Origin of the sequence: Dietzia sp. MNB45, from assembly GCF_051994785.1 — a bacterium.
GTDB lineage: Bacteria > Actinomycetota > Actinomycetes > Mycobacteriales > Mycobacteriaceae > Dietzia > Dietzia kunjamensis.
The window spans coordinates 3,716,550-3,731,185 of sequence record NZ_CP163397.1 but is presented as its reverse complement, the minus strand read 5'-3'; the positions used below and the strand labels follow the sequence as shown (position 1 = coordinate 3,731,185).

Genomic DNA, 14,636 nt, shown 5'->3' with positions numbered 1-14,636 from the left:
CCGGTCCGAGGCGCGCCGGCCGCCTCAGACGGTCCCGCAGGAACTCGTCGCCGGGCGGTCGAGGACACGGTCCAGGAGGTAGCGGGCGTTCGTGGACCGCTCGGAGAGCATCGGGATGGCGTGGTCGATCACCAGGCCGGGGGCGATCGACGGCACCTCGGCCGTCCGCAGCTCCACGGTGGTGCCCTGTTCGCACCAGTCGCGGACGAGGTCCACGGCCGTGTGGTGCGGCACGACGTCGTCGTTCCTGCCGATCATGACCAGCGCCGGCACCGCCGGCGCGACCCTGCCCAGGTTGTAGCCCTCGAGCACCCGGACGATCTCCGGCTCCGACCGCGCGGCGTCGCCGAGCGAGCGGCCGTCCACGGTGAACTCGTTCGTACGCTTCAGGCCGTAGGCGAACGCCGTCTCGGCGACGCACTGCCCGGCGGTCACCTCGAGCATGCGCTGCCCCTCGGCGTTGAGATGCCGGTCGAACGCCGGACGCAGCTCGGGGTGGACCTGCAGGATGCCGTTGATCGCGTACCCCACCGCGCCGGTGAGCAGTCCGCCGTCCACGCGGTCGAGCGTGCCGAGCATGTCGGACGGCGGCGCTCCCGCCGCGATGCCGACCAGGTTCACGTCGGGTGCGTAGTCCGGCTGCATCTCCCCGGCCGCGGCGGCGGCGCCACCGCCCTGCGAGTAGCCGCTGACCACGGTCTTGGAGTCGGGCGCGAGGTCCGTGCCGGGAAGCCGCACCGCCGCGCGGGCGGCGTCGAGGGCCGACCGGCCCTGGGAGTCGCGGTTGACGTACGGGTGGTGGCCGGGCGTGCCGAGCCCCTCGTAGTCGGTGACGACGACGGCGAAGCCTTCCATCACCATCGTGAGCGCGTCGATGATCGCGTACCCGGCAGCCATCGACGGGGGCGCGGTCTGGATACCCAGGCCCACCTCCATGGAGCGCGACGGCGCGCACTGGTCGCCCTGCCCCTGTGTTCCGGGCGTCACCACCGCGAGCGGGCGCGGCCCGGGGCCGGTCCAGGGCGCCTTGGGCTGCAGGAACGTGCCGGTGACGGCGATCGGACCGCCCGCGGCGCCGGTGGAGCGGTACATGATCCGCTGGGCGTCGGCGGGCAGCGCACCGCCGTCCATCACATCGGGCAGGCTCGGCGTGATGGTCATCGGCTGGGTGCGGATGATCGCGCCCGGGTCGGCGGGGAGCTCGGCCGGCGGGACGTAGAACGCGGTGCGATCCGGCGCGGTGGACGACCCCTGGGCGGCGGCCTCGGGGGCGCCGACAAGGGCCAGGGCGGGGGCCAGCGCGACCGCGACACCCAGCGCGAGGGCTCCGGCGACGGTGGATGGTCCGGATGATGTGCGCCGGCTGGACGGTGTTCTCACGAATGCTCCCGGGGTCGAGACCGCGCGGCAGGGGACCCACGCCGATGGGGCAGAACCCTAACGCGTGTCGAGTCGTAGGTGTGTCCCACCTCACGGCCGTCCGGGCCCTCGTGTGGCAGCCTCTCCTGAACACCGTGAACTTCCCGGTGGCCGGTGTCCGACCCCGCTGTTACGGTGAGGGCGTGCCCAAAGACGTGCTGATGTGCTGGCGAGGCGGACCGACGTGGTCCCGCATCGCCCACGCCGTCTTGGCGTAGTACCGACGATGCGAGGGCCCGCCGGGATCGGTCGGGCCGCATCCGCCATGCGAGGCGGTCTCCGACGGAACCCGGGTCAACGATTCAGACCCCACGGCTCGGGACAGGACCGGGCCAGCCGAATTCAGGAGAGTCCCCAGGTGACCGCAAGTCCCCACACCACCTTCCACGCGCTCGAGGACACCGATGTCCTCGTCAGTGCACGGTCGCTGGACGAGTACACCGATATGTTCGGCCTGGACGAGGCCGACCTGAAGTGGCGCATCGTCGACTGCCCCGGTGGCGCGGCCAGCGTGGTGGCCGAGATCTGTGCGGCCGGTGGCGACGCCGTCGCGGTGGACCCGCAGTACGCGCTCGGCGCGGACGACCTCCGCGGCCGGATCCTCGAGGACGTCGAGCGGTCCCTGGCGCAGAAGCACGCGCGTGAGTTCGACTATGACTGGGACGTCCGCGGCGGGGTCGTGGGGCACGAGGTCATCCGCCGCTCGGCGGCCGACCGGATGCTGGGCCACCTGGCCACCGCCCCCGAGCGGTATGTGGCCGGGGCTCTTCCCTCGCTCCCTCTCGCCGACGACTCGGCCGACCTGGTGCTGTGCTCGCACCTGCTGTTCACCTATGCCGACCGCATGGATCTGGCCGACCATGTCGACGCGATCGTGGAGATGGCCCGCGTGGCGCCGGAGGTGCGGATCTACCCGCTGGTCGACCACGCCGGGAACCCGCTGCCGGAACTGGTGCGCAGTGTGATCGCCAAGCTCAAGAAGGAGCGGCTGATCAGCCGCATCGAGCCGGTGATCCGGCCGTTCCAGCTGGCCGCCACCACGCGGTTGGTCGTCGAGCGGAACGGCCGCCAGCGCCCCTAGGGTTCACGGCCGGCCGGCGGGGTTCACGGATGGTCGGCGGGTGCCAACCGGAGGATCTCCTGCCCGGTGAACGGTGAGACCCCGGCGGTGGCGACGAGCGGCTGTGGGCCGCCCACCTCGAGGGTCAGGCCGGGCTGGAAAATCGTCCCGGTGGCCAGCGAGTAGGCCACGAGGTTGCACATCTCGGCGTAGGCGGCCGCGGGCGGAGCGTCCACGTCGAGTCGCTCGAGGTCCATCCGGCCGAACCGGCCCATTCCGCTGGTGTAGACGCACGAGGTGGTCTCGGTCTGCATCCCGGCCCGCACCCCGACGAGCGCCGGCGCCGGCACGGGGTTGCCCGTCACGAGATCGCGGTACGGGCCGGCCGGCAGGGTCGCCGCGGCGCCGCCCACGCTCACGGCCACCGCGCCGGGCAGCGCGGTCAGGGCCGCCGTGACGTTCGCGACCGCCAGCTCGCAACGGAGCGTGTCGAGCCGGGGGTCCAGGTACTCGGGTTCGCCCGGCTCGCCGTCGTCCCCGATCGGTCCCCACCGGAACGCCGCCACGACGACCTGGGACCGGTGCGACTCCACCACGGCCTCGCCGCCTTTCCAGGCGGCCAGGTCACGCGTGTACTCGATGGCTTCCGGCACCGCTGCGTCGACCGCGGACACGATGACCGTCGCGTCCTCGATGTAGACGGCGGTGGCGGGGTCGTCGTCGGTGCCCCGTTCGACCTCGTACGACCCCTCGAAGATCTCGGTGAGCAGTTCACCGACCTCGTCGTGGCCGGGGGCGGGCCGGTCGAGCAGGACGATCGCCACCGGGGTCTGCTTCCACGACAGATCCTCGCCGGTCTGCGGGTCGACGGCGGGCTGGTCGGGCTGCGGCGTGTCGGTCATGGTCCGAGGCTAACGCCTCGCCCCTGCCCCGGCACTGCCCCGGCACTGCCGCGACCGGCCACCGCGACTGGCTCCCGCGGCCGCACCGGCGCCCGGCCCGCACCGCCGCCGGGTCAGTTGAGCAGGAAGTCGATCACGAGGCGCTCGAACTTGTCCTTCTGCTCGATCATCGCCCAGTGGCCACAGCGGGAGAAGGCGTGGAGCTCGGCGCGCGGGAGCTGGCGGAAGGCGAAGTGGGCCTGCTCGTAGGGGAGCATGCGGTCGTCGCGGCCCCAGATGAGCATGGTCTCCTGCCGGATCTGCGAGGCGCGGGCGTACAGCGGCGTGTAGGCGTTCTCGGGCTTGAGGATCGAGCCGAACACGGAGTACATTCGCTCGACGGCGCCCGGGGCGGTGGCGGCCTCGGTTCGGGCGCGGATGAGGTCCTCGTCCACGACCTTCTTGTTGCCGACCATCGTGTCGACCCAGGCCGCCATGGCCTTGTCGGACGGCTCCGCGAGGAACTCGAACAGCCGACGCGATCCCTCGCTCGGCTCGGGCGTGAACAGGGGAGCAGCCAGGCCGCCGGGGCCCATGAGCGCCATCTTGCGGACCCGGTGCGGGTAGGCCAGAGCGGTCTCGCAGGCGACGTTGCCGCCCATGGAGTTACCGATGATGTCGACCTTCTCGATGCCCTTGGCCTCGCAGAACGCGTCGATAGCCTCGGCGGCGATGAGCGGGTAAGCCTTCTCCCACTCCAGGTCGGAGCTCTTCCCGAATCCCGGCATGTCCAGCAGGATGGTGTGGAAACGCTCGGCGAAGACGGGGAAGTTGCCGGCGAAGTTGGACCACGCGGTCACGCCGGGGCCGGATCCGTGCAGGAAGAGGACGGGGACCGCGCTCTCGGGCTCGGCGACGCTCTGCTCGCCCGCCTCGTGGTAGTGCAGCTCGAAGCGGCCGGCGGTGATGGTCTTGCTGGTGGACTCGAAGTCGAGGGCGCTCATGACCACCACGCTACTAGAACAGGTTCTAGGAATCCTACCGTCGTCCGAAATTAAGTCAGCCGCGCGGGGAGTCCCTGAAACATCCCCGCGCGGCGATGGCGAAACTCTAACCTGACCGAGCGCTTGGTGACAAGTCGGTAACAAATATGACGACCCTCACCTTGCCGAGTCCCGCCCCGGTGCCGCTGGCCAGCATTTATGAAACTCCGCATATGGACACCCGGTGTAGAGGGGGGTAACGGTGGCCGCCTGGCCACCCCGTGCTCGTCACCCCGGCGTCACCTCATGACCCGGTCGAGGAACGCGGTGGCGTCTGGGATCGCCGCGTAGACGGTCCCGCTGTGGTCCCGGTCCGGGTAGACGTGCAGCTCGAGCGGCTGCCGGGTGAGCGTCATCTCGGCGGCGAGCGACAGCGCCGAGGGGGCGGGGACGTCCATGTCGAGCAGTCCCTGGCCGAGGAATACGGGCCGGTCGTAGCCCATTGCCGGCGTGCCCATGTAGCGGCGGAGGTGTCCGAAGACGTCGGGGATCTCCTGCAGTGGCCGCGCCAGCGCCTGCGAAACCTGGAAGTCGCCGACCTTCTCCCGCATCGCGGAGTAGCAGAGCGTCTCGGCGGCGTCGACCATCTCGCGACCCTGCGGTGTGAGGAGCCCGTTGATGTCGAGCTCCGGGTGCTGGTCGCGGAACCCGGCGAGTATGTACATCGCGTACAGGTTGAGCCCGGTCGGGAGGTTCACCGGCGGGAATCCGGGGCCGCCCCACTGGAACAAGTGCTCTATGTTCGCCGGCGCACCGGTCGCGACGACGCCCCGGTAGTCGAGGCCCGCCGGCGCGCCGAGTTCGGTGGCGCGGGTCGCGGTGACGAGTGCGGCGCCGGCGCCCTGCGACTGCCCCACGAGTCCCCACCTGTCGGACAGCGGCAGGCCGTCTGCTCGCGCCGCGGTGATCGAGTCGACGATCCCGCGCGCGGCGGCCTGCCCGTTGAGGTAGCTGAGCAGCCCGGGGGTGCCGAGGCCCACGTAATCCGCGGCCACCACGGCGTATCCGCGGTCCAGCCAGTGGCCGAGGTACTCGGCGTCGCGCTCCGAGCGCGGCTGGGTGGACGGCGCGCAGTCGTCGCCGAGGCCGGTGGTGCCGTGCGCCCACGCCACGACGGGCCAGCCGCCGGGGGACGGGGTTCCGTGCGGGAGGAACACGGCGGACGTGGCGATCGCGGTGCGGCCGTGCTGGTCGATCGTCCCGTACGCCTGCCGCACCGCCCGCCCGGCCTGCGGCAGCGAGAGCGCGGGGTCGAGCGGGACCGTCGCCGCGGCCGCGCCGGGAGCGGGGATCGGAGCGGTCCACTGGCGGGTGTCGAGCCCGGACCACGTGGGTGGCGGGTTGGTCGGGGCGGTGGGCGCGGCGGCCGCGGGGGTCGTGAGGGAGGCGACGACGACGAGGGCGCCGACCGCGGCGACGCTCGCCGATGAGAGGCGGGTCATGAGCGCCAGAGTAGTCCGATCGCCTCCCGCCCGGGAAGCGTCCGAGCTTTGCGCGGCACCGGCCCCGCGCCGGTCACCGGCGGTACAGACCCGGGCCGTCCACCTGCACGGTGGACAGGAAATCGCGACCGGCCTCGTACGCCGAGGCGATCAACGGCGTGGACCCGCGGAAATCGAGGGGGGACAGGCGGGGGAGATACTCGGGCCCGGGCAGCACCAGAACGGGGACCTCGCGGGCGGCCACGGGCAGGTCGCGCTCCAACTGCTGTCGAGCCGCGATCGTGGCGGCGTACAGGACCGCCTCGGGCACGGTGGTCGGGCGCGTGATCTGCCGATCGGGGTAGTTGCAGTCGAGAACCACCAGCGAGCCAGCGCCCATCGCCAGCGCCTCGAGCACCGGGGTGTTCGCGACGAGCCCTCCGTCGTACAGATCGCGGTCGCCACGGCGGACCACCGGGAAGACGCCGGGGATCGCCGAGCTGGCCAACATCGCGCTGAGGAGTGGCCCGTCCGTCATCCGGACCGGCTCAGCGGTGTCCGCGTCGACTGCCATCGCGAGGTAGGGCAGGGCGAGCTCATCGATGTGGTCCACGCCGATCTCCTCGGTCACCAGACGACCGATGCGCGGGCTGTCGTAGAGGTTGGTGCGGCTACGGAGCACCGTGGTCAGACGCGCCCAAAATCCCCCCGGCATGATCGCGTCGTTCTGGAGGTCGTGCCAGATGTGGGAGAGACGATGCGCGGCCCCGGCCGGGTCCGACGCCACCACCGCACCGTTCAGCGCTCCCACGGAGGTGCCGGCCACCAGGTGCGCACGTAGCGGGATCTCCGCCAGTGCCTCGAGCATCCCCACCTGGGCCGCGCCCAGGCTGCCCCCACCGCCGAGGACGAACCCGATCGGGTGGGGCAACTGGTCGGCGAGATCCTGTGGCTCGAGCATGGCCTTGAAAGTACCCACCGGCCCCGCGGGTTGTTCCGAAGCCGTGGCCTCGGCGCAGGGGTGGGGCGGTGTACCGTTCGACAGGATCGAGCTGCAGGAGATGTGGATGCGCAACGTCTTTCGGGTGTTCTCGCGAGATGTCAGGCGGCTCGCTCTCGTGCGCAAAACGTGGATCGTCATCCTGGGCGCCATGATCACCCCGTCGCTGTACGCCTGGGTCAACATCGCCGCATTCTGGGACCCGTACTCGCGAACCGGCAACGTCAGCGTCGCGGTCGTGAACCAGGACGAAGGCGGTAGCTCCACCCTCACCGGAGAGGTCGACGTCGGCGCCCAGGTGGTCGACCAGCTCGAGAGCAACGATCAGCTCGGGTGGCAATTCCTCGACGAGGACGACGCGATGGACGCGGTCAGGAGCGGTTCCAGCTACGCGGCGATCATCATCCCCCCGGATTTCAGCCGCGACCTGCTGAGCGTCAGCTTGGGAACCTTCACCCCTCCGTCCCTGACCTATTACGTCAACGAGAAGACGAACGCGGTGTCCCCGAAGATCACCGACGTCGGTGCCTCCACGCTCGACACGCAGATCAACAGCACCTTCGTCTCGGCGGTCGCCGGGGCGGTGACCGAGGAGCTAACCGACGTCGGGGGCGAGGTCGAACGCCGGCTGCGGGGCGCCCAGGGCACCACCGTCGACACGCTCGACGGCGCGGTCGACACGCTGGCGTCCGCGCGCGGACGGATCGGCGATCTGCAGGAGGGATTGTCCGGCGCCCGGGACGGCCTCGACTCGGCGGGGGACACGCTCGGCACGGTCGACACCACACTGGGCGACGTGCAGACCGCCGTCGGTCAGGCGCGCCAGATCGCCGACGAGGCGCAGCGGGAACTGGCCACCCTGACCGGATCGTTGACCAGCACGTACGTGGCGGGGGCCACGCGCCTGGCCGACGCCGCGTCGACACTGAGCGGATCGGTCGCCCGGGTCACGTCGGGCCTCCAACGCGCGGACGTCGCCGTCGGCACCGGTCTCGACGACGCCGACGCGGTCGCCGCGGCGGCCGGCGAGGCCCTCGGTGAGGTCCGGGCGCTGGTCGCCGGGGCCGCCCCGGGGACGCAGGTCTCCGATCAGCTGGTCGAGGCCGTCGCCCTGCTCGAGAACCGCGTCAGCGACGACCGGGACGTCATCGATCAGGTACGACGACTCGACTCCGACGTCGCGCAGACCACGGCCGCGATACGGGATTCGACGGATGCGATCGCCGCGGCCGCGGATGCCGCGAGCGACTCGGCGCGGTCCGTCCGCGATGTTCTCCTCAGCACAGGCCCCGATCTCAACGGCTCGATGTCACGCCTGTCGGCGAGCGCGGGGGCGCTGTCCTCCGCCATCGACTCGCAGCGGGCGCAGCTGGAGCAGGCCCGGGCCCTCCTCGCCGGCCTGGACGACCAGCTCGCACAGACGTCGACGGCGCTCAGCGCGCTGGAGGACAGCCTCGCCGGCGCCGAGACGGGACTCGAGCAGGTACGTACGGACGTGCGCGCGCTCGGCACGGCGGACGTCTGGGATGCCCTCGGCACGGTGACCGGACTCGATGCCGAGGAGATCGCGCAGTTCATGGCCTCACCCGTCGAGGTGGAGCAACGCCCCGTCTTCCCGGTGGCCGCGTACGGCTCCGCGATGGCGCCCCTGTTCGCCAACCTGTCCCTGTGGATCGGCGCGTTCGTCCTCGTGGTGATCTTCAAGCTCGAGGTGGACAGGGAGGGCATCACCGGGCTGACGACCAAGCAGGCCTACCTCGGGCGCTGGCTGTTGCTCGCCGCGATGGGCGTCGTCCAGGCACTGGTCCTGTCCACCGGCATCCTCCTGATAGGCGTGGACGCGGCCAGCGCGCCCGCGCTGATTGGGACCAGTGTGCTCATCGGGCTGGCGTACTCTTCCCTCGTCTACGCGCTCTCGGTCGCCCTCGGATATGTGGGCAAGGGACTGTGCGTTCTGCTCGTCATCGTGCAGATCCCCGGGGCGTCGGGCCTGTATCCGATCGAGCTCATGCCCGGGTTCTTCCGCGCGCTGAATCCCGTCCTGCCGTTCACCTACGGAATCGACGCACTGCGGGAGACGATCGGTGGCTTCTACGCGGACCACTACTGGAAGAGCATGGCCGCCCTCGGGGTGTTCGTCGTCCTGTCGTTCCTTCTCGGTCTCGTGCTGCGTGACCGGCTCGGCAACTTCGTTCTGCTGTTCAACCGCAGGATCGCGGCCACGCAGCTACTCGTGTCCGAAGAGGTGCACGTCACCGGACGGCGCTACCGGCTCCCGCAGCTCATCCACGCGCTGACGAACGGGGGCGAATTCCGGGGGGAGCTGGCGGCCAGGGCACGTCGGTTCACGCGGCACTATCCGACCCTGTTGCGCGCCGCCGTCGCCGTCGCCGTGGTCTCCCTGCTGTCCCTCGGTTTCCTGGGAGGGCTCCTCCCCGCGGGTAAGGCGGTGCTGCTCGGGCTGTGGGTGCTGGGTGCGCTGCTGGTCGCCGGGTTCCTCGTGATGCTCGAATACGTCAGGCAGAGCATCGAACTGGCGACGGAACTGGGCGAGATGTCCGAGGCCGATCTGCGCCGAGAGCTGGTGCGCGCCGGCCCCGGAAGCGACGAGGGTGAGCGCGAATGAGGAGGGGCTGGGCGCTCCTGCGTCGCGACCTGCGCCACGGCGCGACCAATGTCATGGCGATCATCGTCCTGTCCGGGCTGATCCTGATACCGTCGATGTTCACGTGGTTCAACGTCCTCGCCACCTGGGACCCGTTCGGCGAGACCGAGAACCTCACCGTCGCCGTCGCCAACACCGACGAGGGCTACCAGAGTGACCTCATCCCGCTGCGGATCAACATCGGCGAGCAGGCGCTGTCCGCGCTGCGGGCCAACGATGACCTCGACTGGGTGGTCACCTCGCGCGACGACGCGATCGAGGGGTCGAGGTCGGGGGAGTACTACGCGGCCATCGTGCTGCCGCCTCGGTTCAGCGCCGACATGTTGACGTTCTACGCCGGCGGCGGGGAGCGGACCGCGATCGAGTACTACACCAACGAGAAGAAGAACCCGGTAGCGCCCAACATCACCGAGCAGGGCGCGACCGAGGTGTCGACGAGGATCAACGAGCAGTTCTCCGCGACGCTCGGGGAGGTCGGGCTGAACATCCTCTCGTCGCTCTCCGAGGAACTGGACGACCCCGACACCCGGGCCGCCCTGTCCCGCCTCGAGGCTCGTGTCGATCAGGTCGCCGCGCAGCTGCGCTCGGGCGCGGACACCGCGGACATGTTCACCGCGTTGATCTCCTCGAGCGCCCCGTTGGTGACCGGCGCGGCGGACCTGGCCTCCTCGTCGGGTCGCGCGCTGCGCCGGGCCGATGACGCGATCGACGGCGGTGCCGACGCGGCGCGGTCGCTGACCTCGACGCTGGGCTCGGCGGCGGGCGCCCTCGGCGGGGCCCTGACGGCGAGCGACGACAGCTACCAGGCGGTATCGGATCGCATCGACGAGGTCTATGCCGCACTCGGCGACCAGTCAGCCGGCACCGCCGACGCCCTCGACGCGCTGGCCGCCCGGGTGCAGACGCAGGTCGACCAGTACCGCCGGCTCCGCGACAGTGCCGTGGCCACCGTCTCCCCGCTGATCCCCGACGCCGCGAGGGGCGATTTCGACCTCGTGGTCTCCAGGCTCGACACCGCGATCGCGCGGCAGCAGGCGCTGCAGGACGGCCTCGAGGGCGCGGCGGTGCGCGTCCGTACCACCGCTGCCGACGCGGGAGCCGCCCGCGACGAGGCGCTCGGCCTGGTGGCTGAGGCGAGGGCGGCGATCCAGGATGCAAGGAACGCCTACGACACCAGCCTGAGACCCCGGTTGGACGCGCTGGGGACCACGCTCACCTCGATCGACGCCGGCATCTCGGCAATCGGCGACGACGTGTCCGCCGCGACGTCCACGCTCGCCGGCGACACGGGGTCGCTGCTTGATCGCCTCGCGGAGGCGGAGGCGACGACGACGTCCGTCTCGGACTCCCTCAGGGCGGCGGCAGGACGGTTCGACGAGCTGTCCGCGGGGCTCGCCGAGGCCGGCGACACCGGAGACCTCGGCGCGCTCACCGAGGTGATCGACAGCGACCCCCAGATGCTGGCCACATCGCTGTCCCGACCTGTCCAACTCGACCGGGTCCCGGTGTTCCCCGTCGCCAGCTTCGGCAGCGCGATGACCCCGCTGTACATGATGCTCGGGTTGTGGGTGGGGGCGGTGTTGCTCGCGGTAGCGATCCGCGTCGACGTCCCGGCGGGGTCGCTGCCGGGAACGGAGCTGCTGACGCCCGATCAGACCTACCTCGGGCGGTACGGCATCTTCGCCGTCGTCGGTCTCGGACAGAGCACGCTCGTCAGCGCCGGCCTGATCCTGTTCGTCCGGGTGGAGCCGGCGCACCCGTGGCTGCTGATCCTGGCCGGGTGGGTCATGTCGCTCGTCTTCACCCTGACCACCTACACCCTCGTGGTGTCGTTCGGGAACGCGGGCAAGGCGCTCGCGGTCCTGCTGCTGGTCATCCAGATCGCCGGGTCCGGCGGCGCGTACCCGCTGCAGGTGCTCCCGCAGTGGTCGCAGAACATCAGCCCGTTCCTGCCGGGGACGCACGCCGTCAACGCGCTCCGGGCGGCGATCGCCGGGGTCTACGACGGTGACTACTGGATCTCGTTAGGGTGGCTCTCGCTGTTCGCCGTGCCCGTGCTGCTGCTGGGGCTCGTGCTCCGGCGGCCCTTGATGGACTTCAACGAGAACCTGCTGCGTGAGCTCGAGTCCACCAAGCTCATATGAGGGCCGTGGCGGGCCGCTCGGGTGTTCACCCGGCGCCTACAGAACGGCGACGGCGGCCGCGACATCCTCGCCCGAACTCATCCGCATCTGCAGCTGGTCCGCGTAGCTGCGCCGACGCACGACCAGGGCCCTGCCGGGCGGCACCGGGCGCAGGTACTCGTGACGACCCGGTGCGGCCGGTGGCCGAGGTCCGGATGCGCGAGGAGCTCGTCTTCCGATGGCCGTGCGGGGGTCATGCCGTGCCAGCGCAGTCGGTCGGCCCCCGTCATGGCGGCGAGGGTGTCGAAACCGGCGGTGCTGATGCGAATGGGCATCCCCTGCTCGTTGACGAAGATGCAGAACGCCTCGGTCTCCACCAGCCCGGGTGGCCTCGCCTGCGGGTTGAGCTTGTTCGTCTCGGGCGCCGAGGTGAGTCGCACCTGCATGTTCGGCCACCTGGTCGAGAGCCCTGAACACCTGCGCTGCAGTTGCACCGTCGCCGGCCAGAGTATCGGCTCGATGATGTCGATCACAATGCGGCGCATTACCCAGAAGGGGTCGGTGTCGACGTGGCCGGTGGCGTCGAGGTCGTCGCTGGCGATGTCCTGGCGCGGCAGCTGTGGTCGTCGCAGCGTCCGCCGTCGTCGCCCTGGTCGGCTCCTGTACCCCGACCGTCGACCCGGCACCGTCGCCGGTCGGATCATGGGGTGCGGGTGCAGTGTGCTCCGGGGACACTGGGCGATCGACGGCGACGCGATCTCGTTCGATGACGTGGTGTCGACCCGAATGGCATGTCCGGACGTCGACACCTGGCTCAGTGAGTTGGACACCGCCCGCCTCGATCGCGACACGATGCACATCCTCGACGACTCCGGAGAGGAGATCGGCCCGCTGGCGCGGGCAACCGCGTTGTGACGGACGGGATCGAGCCCGGTGAGACGCTACGGGCGCCGACCTGCCGAGTAGGCACCTTAGTCTTAGGTGCGTGAGCGAGAAACGGATCGACATCCCCGACCTGACCGGCGAGACGTGGCTCGTCACCGGCGCCACCAACGGCGTCGGCCTCGAGACCGTCAGATCGGCGTCCCGGCACGGGGCCCGCGTCGTCCTCGCCGTCCGCGACACGGCACGGGGTGCGAAGCTGGCGGAGGAGCTGCACGGCGAGGCTTGGGTGGTGGAGCTGGACCTGGCGTCACTGGAGAGCGTCCGTCGCGCGGCGGCGGAGGTGGCCGGGGAGTCCATAGACGTCCTCGTCAACAACGCCGGCACCGTCACGCCGCGCAGGCGGGAGACCGCGGACGGATTCGAGATGCTCCTCGGGGTCAACCTGCTCGGACCGTTCCTGTTCACCAACCTCGTGCTCCCGCAGGTGCGACGACGGGTGGTGATCGTCGCCTCGAACGCCCACACGGCCGGCCACCTAAACTTCGACGACCCGTACTTCCGCTCACGGAAATGGTTGGTGGCCGGGGCGTACGCCCAGTCCAAGCTCGGGGACATGGTGTGGGGCTTGGCCTTGGACCGGAGGCTGCGGGCTGCCGGGTCCGGGGTCGACGTCCAGCTCACTCATCCGGGCTGGGCGGCCACCAACCTGTCCAACGCCACGGACAACGCCCGCGTGAACCGCGTGATCACCGCAGTGTCCGGGGTTTTCGCCCAGCCGGCCGGGCAGGCGGCGCTCACCACCATGTACGCCGCGACGCGCGACCTGCCGTCGTGCAGTTACGTGGGTCCGGACGCCTGGTGGCACATGCGTGGCATGCCCACGCTCATAGGTCGCAGCGCGCAGGCCTCCGACCCGGAGATCGCCGAGCGCCTGTGGGAGTTCGCCACGCGGGAGACCGCGTCAGGCTGACGCCCGGGGGTCAGGTGAGGTGGTCGAACTCGCCGTCGACCCAAGCGGCGTAGCGCTCCGCCGAACGCTGGACGGCACCGCGGGCGTCCTGCGGCACGCAACCGCCGAAGTTGCTGTAGATGCGGTCGAAGTCGTAGCGCGAGACGTGCTCGGAAATCCGGCGGACGACGGCGCCGGACAGCGGCATCCAGTTGGGGAACGAGCGCATGAAGGTCACCCACCCCGGGTCGGCGACCGACCCGATCGTGTCACCGGTGAACAGCACGCCGCGGCCGTCGGGCGCGGTCCAGTGCACCACAACGCTGCCCGGGAAGTGCCCGCCGGGCTGCGACGCACGCACACCGGGCACGATCTCGATCTCCCCACCGTGGGCCGGGTCCGCCGCATGGCCCCCGCCCCACACCACCGTGTTGCCCGGCCGCAGCCCCAGCCACTGCTCGTCCGGGGCCGAGACGTAGACCGGGCAGTCGTCGAACGCCGACGACCACAGTGACTGCACCCCGTACATGTGCGGATGCGAGGCGATGATCGCGGCGAGTCCGCCCCACCCCCGCACCGCGGCGACCGCCTCGTCGCTGATGTAGTTCGGTGCCTCCACCAGCACATTGCCGTGCGCGGTGCGGATGAGCGCCGGCTTCTGTCCGATGCCGGGGCAGCCCACCTGCACGAGGTTGAGGACGTCGGTCTCGCGCTCGGCGAACTCGATCGACGCGCCCCTGGCCCGGGACTCCTCCGGGTCGGTCCACCGCTGCCCACCGGACGGCACGTACTGGCGTTCGTCCGCGCAGATCGGGCACACCTCCGGTAGCGGCTGCGCGCGCTCGACCCCGCAGGTCGCGCACTGGGTCACCGAGCCCACGGGTGCGCCGCCCGCGTCCGCACCGCGCCCGGGGGTCACGGCATGTCCCCCTCGATGTCGACCGCATGCCAGCCGTCGCCCACCTGCACCTCGAGCGACCCGTCGGAGGGATGGGTCTCGGGCTGGTGTGAGACCGCGGACTCGAGCGCCTCCTGGGCGGTGTCGAAGTCGCCGAGTTCGATGGTCTGATCCGGGGTGTGGAGGCGGTAGTGGGGCATGCCCCGATTGTCCCCGCCGCGCGCGCCCGTCGCATCCGTCGTGGCCCCCGACCCACCCGCGCCTCAGTGGCAGTCCCCGCAGGTGCGCGGTG

At 70.9% G+C, this 14,636-nt stretch carries 12 protein-coding genes; 5 read left to right on the top strand and 7 right to left on the bottom strand.

From position 1 onward, the window contains the following. Positions 1-24: 24 nt before the first annotated feature. Entirely contained in the window at positions 25-1,380 is a 1,356-nt protein-coding gene (locus tag AB5G72_RS17830) for a lipase family protein (RefSeq protein ID WP_440220596.1), read from the bottom strand. A 397-nt stretch (positions 1,381-1,777) separates the two neighbouring features. On the opposite strand from AB5G72_RS17830, the gene AB5G72_RS17825 reads away from it, so the two are divergent. Further along, entirely contained in the window at positions 1,778-2,500 is a 723-nt protein-coding gene (locus AB5G72_RS17825) for a methyltransferase domain-containing protein (protein WP_440220595.1), read from the top strand. 23 nt (positions 2,501-2,523) lie between these two features. Here the strand turns inward: AB5G72_RS17825 and AB5G72_RS17820 are convergent, their stop codons facing one another. The 4 genes from AB5G72_RS17820 to AB5G72_RS17805 all read right to left on the bottom strand — a co-directional run bounded on the left by AB5G72_RS17820 (position 2,524) and on the right by AB5G72_RS17805 (position 6,785). Continuing rightward, positions 2,524-3,381 (bottom strand): hypothetical protein, encoded by an 858-nt coding sequence (locus AB5G72_RS17820; RefSeq protein ID WP_440220594.1) that lies wholly within the window; start codon positions 3,379-3,381, stop codon positions 2,524-2,526. Positions 3,382-3,494: 113 nt separating this feature from the next. After that, positions 3,495-4,364 carry an alpha/beta fold hydrolase gene (locus AB5G72_RS17815; protein WP_120285743.1) on the bottom strand — a complete coding sequence of 290 codons (870 nt, stop codon included), beginning with the start codon at positions 4,362-4,364 and terminating at the stop codon, positions 3,495-3,497. A 278-nt stretch (positions 4,365-4,642) separates the two neighbouring features. After that, positions 4,643-5,845, bottom strand: a complete 1,203-nt coding sequence (locus tag AB5G72_RS17810; RefSeq protein ID WP_440220593.1) for an alpha/beta hydrolase family protein — start codon at positions 5,843-5,845, stop codon at positions 4,643-4,645. 73 nt (positions 5,846-5,918) lie between these two features. After that, the gene (locus AB5G72_RS17805) at positions 5,919-6,785 is read right to left on the bottom strand and encodes a patatin-like phospholipase family protein (protein ID WP_440220591.1); all 867 of its coding nucleotides are present in this window, start codon (positions 6,783-6,785) and stop codon (positions 5,919-5,921) included. A gap of 106 nt (positions 6,786-6,891) precedes the next feature. Here AB5G72_RS17805 and AB5G72_RS17800 point away from each other — a divergent pair, with 106 nt between their 5' ends. The 4 genes from AB5G72_RS17800 to AB5G72_RS17785 all read left to right on the top strand — a co-directional run bounded on the left by AB5G72_RS17800 (position 6,892) and on the right by AB5G72_RS17785 (position 13,467). After that, positions 6,892-9,450, top strand: a complete 2,559-nt coding sequence (locus AB5G72_RS17800) for a YhgE/Pip domain-containing protein (RefSeq protein ID WP_440220590.1) — start codon at positions 6,892-6,894, stop codon at positions 9,448-9,450. Further along, positions 9,447-11,633: a YhgE/Pip family protein gene (locus tag AB5G72_RS17795; protein WP_440220589.1), complete on the top strand. Its 2,187-nt coding sequence runs from the start codon at positions 9,447-9,449 to the stop codon at positions 11,631-11,633. The genes AB5G72_RS17800 and AB5G72_RS17795 overlap by 4 nt, the downstream gene beginning before the upstream one ends. 279 nt (positions 11,634-11,912) lie before the next feature. Then, positions 11,913-12,527, top strand: coding sequence for an META domain-containing protein (locus AB5G72_RS17790; protein WP_440220588.1), 615 nt, complete (start codon positions 11,913-11,915; stop codon positions 12,525-12,527). 70 nt (positions 12,528-12,597) lie between these two features. Then, positions 12,598-13,467 carry an SDR family NAD(P)-dependent oxidoreductase gene (locus tag AB5G72_RS17785; protein ID WP_440220587.1) on the top strand — a complete coding sequence of 290 codons (870 nt, stop codon included), beginning with the start codon at positions 12,598-12,600 and terminating at the stop codon, positions 13,465-13,467. A gap of 10 nt (positions 13,468-13,477) precedes the next feature. On the opposite strand, the gene AB5G72_RS17780 is transcribed toward AB5G72_RS17785, so the two are convergent. Together AB5G72_RS17780 and AB5G72_RS17775 are read right to left on the bottom strand one after the other, a co-directional pair. Beyond that, entirely contained in the window at positions 13,478-14,365 is an 888-nt protein-coding gene (locus tag AB5G72_RS17780) for a hydrolase (RefSeq protein ID WP_440220586.1), read from the bottom strand. Continuing rightward, positions 14,362-14,544, bottom strand: coding sequence for a hypothetical protein (locus tag AB5G72_RS17775; RefSeq protein ID WP_440220585.1), 183 nt, complete (start codon positions 14,542-14,544; stop codon positions 14,362-14,364). The genes AB5G72_RS17780 and AB5G72_RS17775 overlap by 4 nt, the downstream gene beginning before the upstream one ends. Positions 14,545-14,636: the final 92 nt, after the last annotated feature.

Excerpts from the sequence above, each read along its gene's own strand:
- AB5G72_RS17815 (WP_120285743.1), bottom strand. The coding sequence starts at position 4,364 with ATGAGCGCCCTCGACTTCGAGTCCACCAGCAAGACCATCACCGCCGGC.
- AB5G72_RS17795 (WP_440220589.1), top strand. The coding sequence starts at position 9,447 with ATGAGGAGGGGCTGGGCGCTCCTGCGTCGCGACCTGCGCCACGGCGCG.
- AB5G72_RS17775 (WP_440220585.1), bottom strand. The coding sequence starts at position 14,544 with ATGCCCCACTACCGCCTCCACACCCCGGATCAGACCATCGAACTCGGC.
- AB5G72_RS17820 (WP_440220594.1), bottom strand. The coding sequence starts at position 3,381 with ATGACCGACACGCCGCAGCCCGACCAGCCCGCCGTCGACCCGCAGACC.
- AB5G72_RS17800 (WP_440220590.1), top strand. The coding sequence starts at position 6,892 with ATGCGCAACGTCTTTCGGGTGTTCTCGCGAGATGTCAGGCGGCTCGCT.
- AB5G72_RS17805 (WP_440220591.1), bottom strand. The coding sequence starts at position 6,785 with ATGCTCGAGCCACAGGATCTCGCCGACCAGTTGCCCCACCCGATCGGG.
- AB5G72_RS17810 (WP_440220593.1), bottom strand. The coding sequence starts at position 5,845 with ATGACCCGCCTCTCATCGGCGAGCGTCGCCGCGGTCGGCGCCCTCGTC.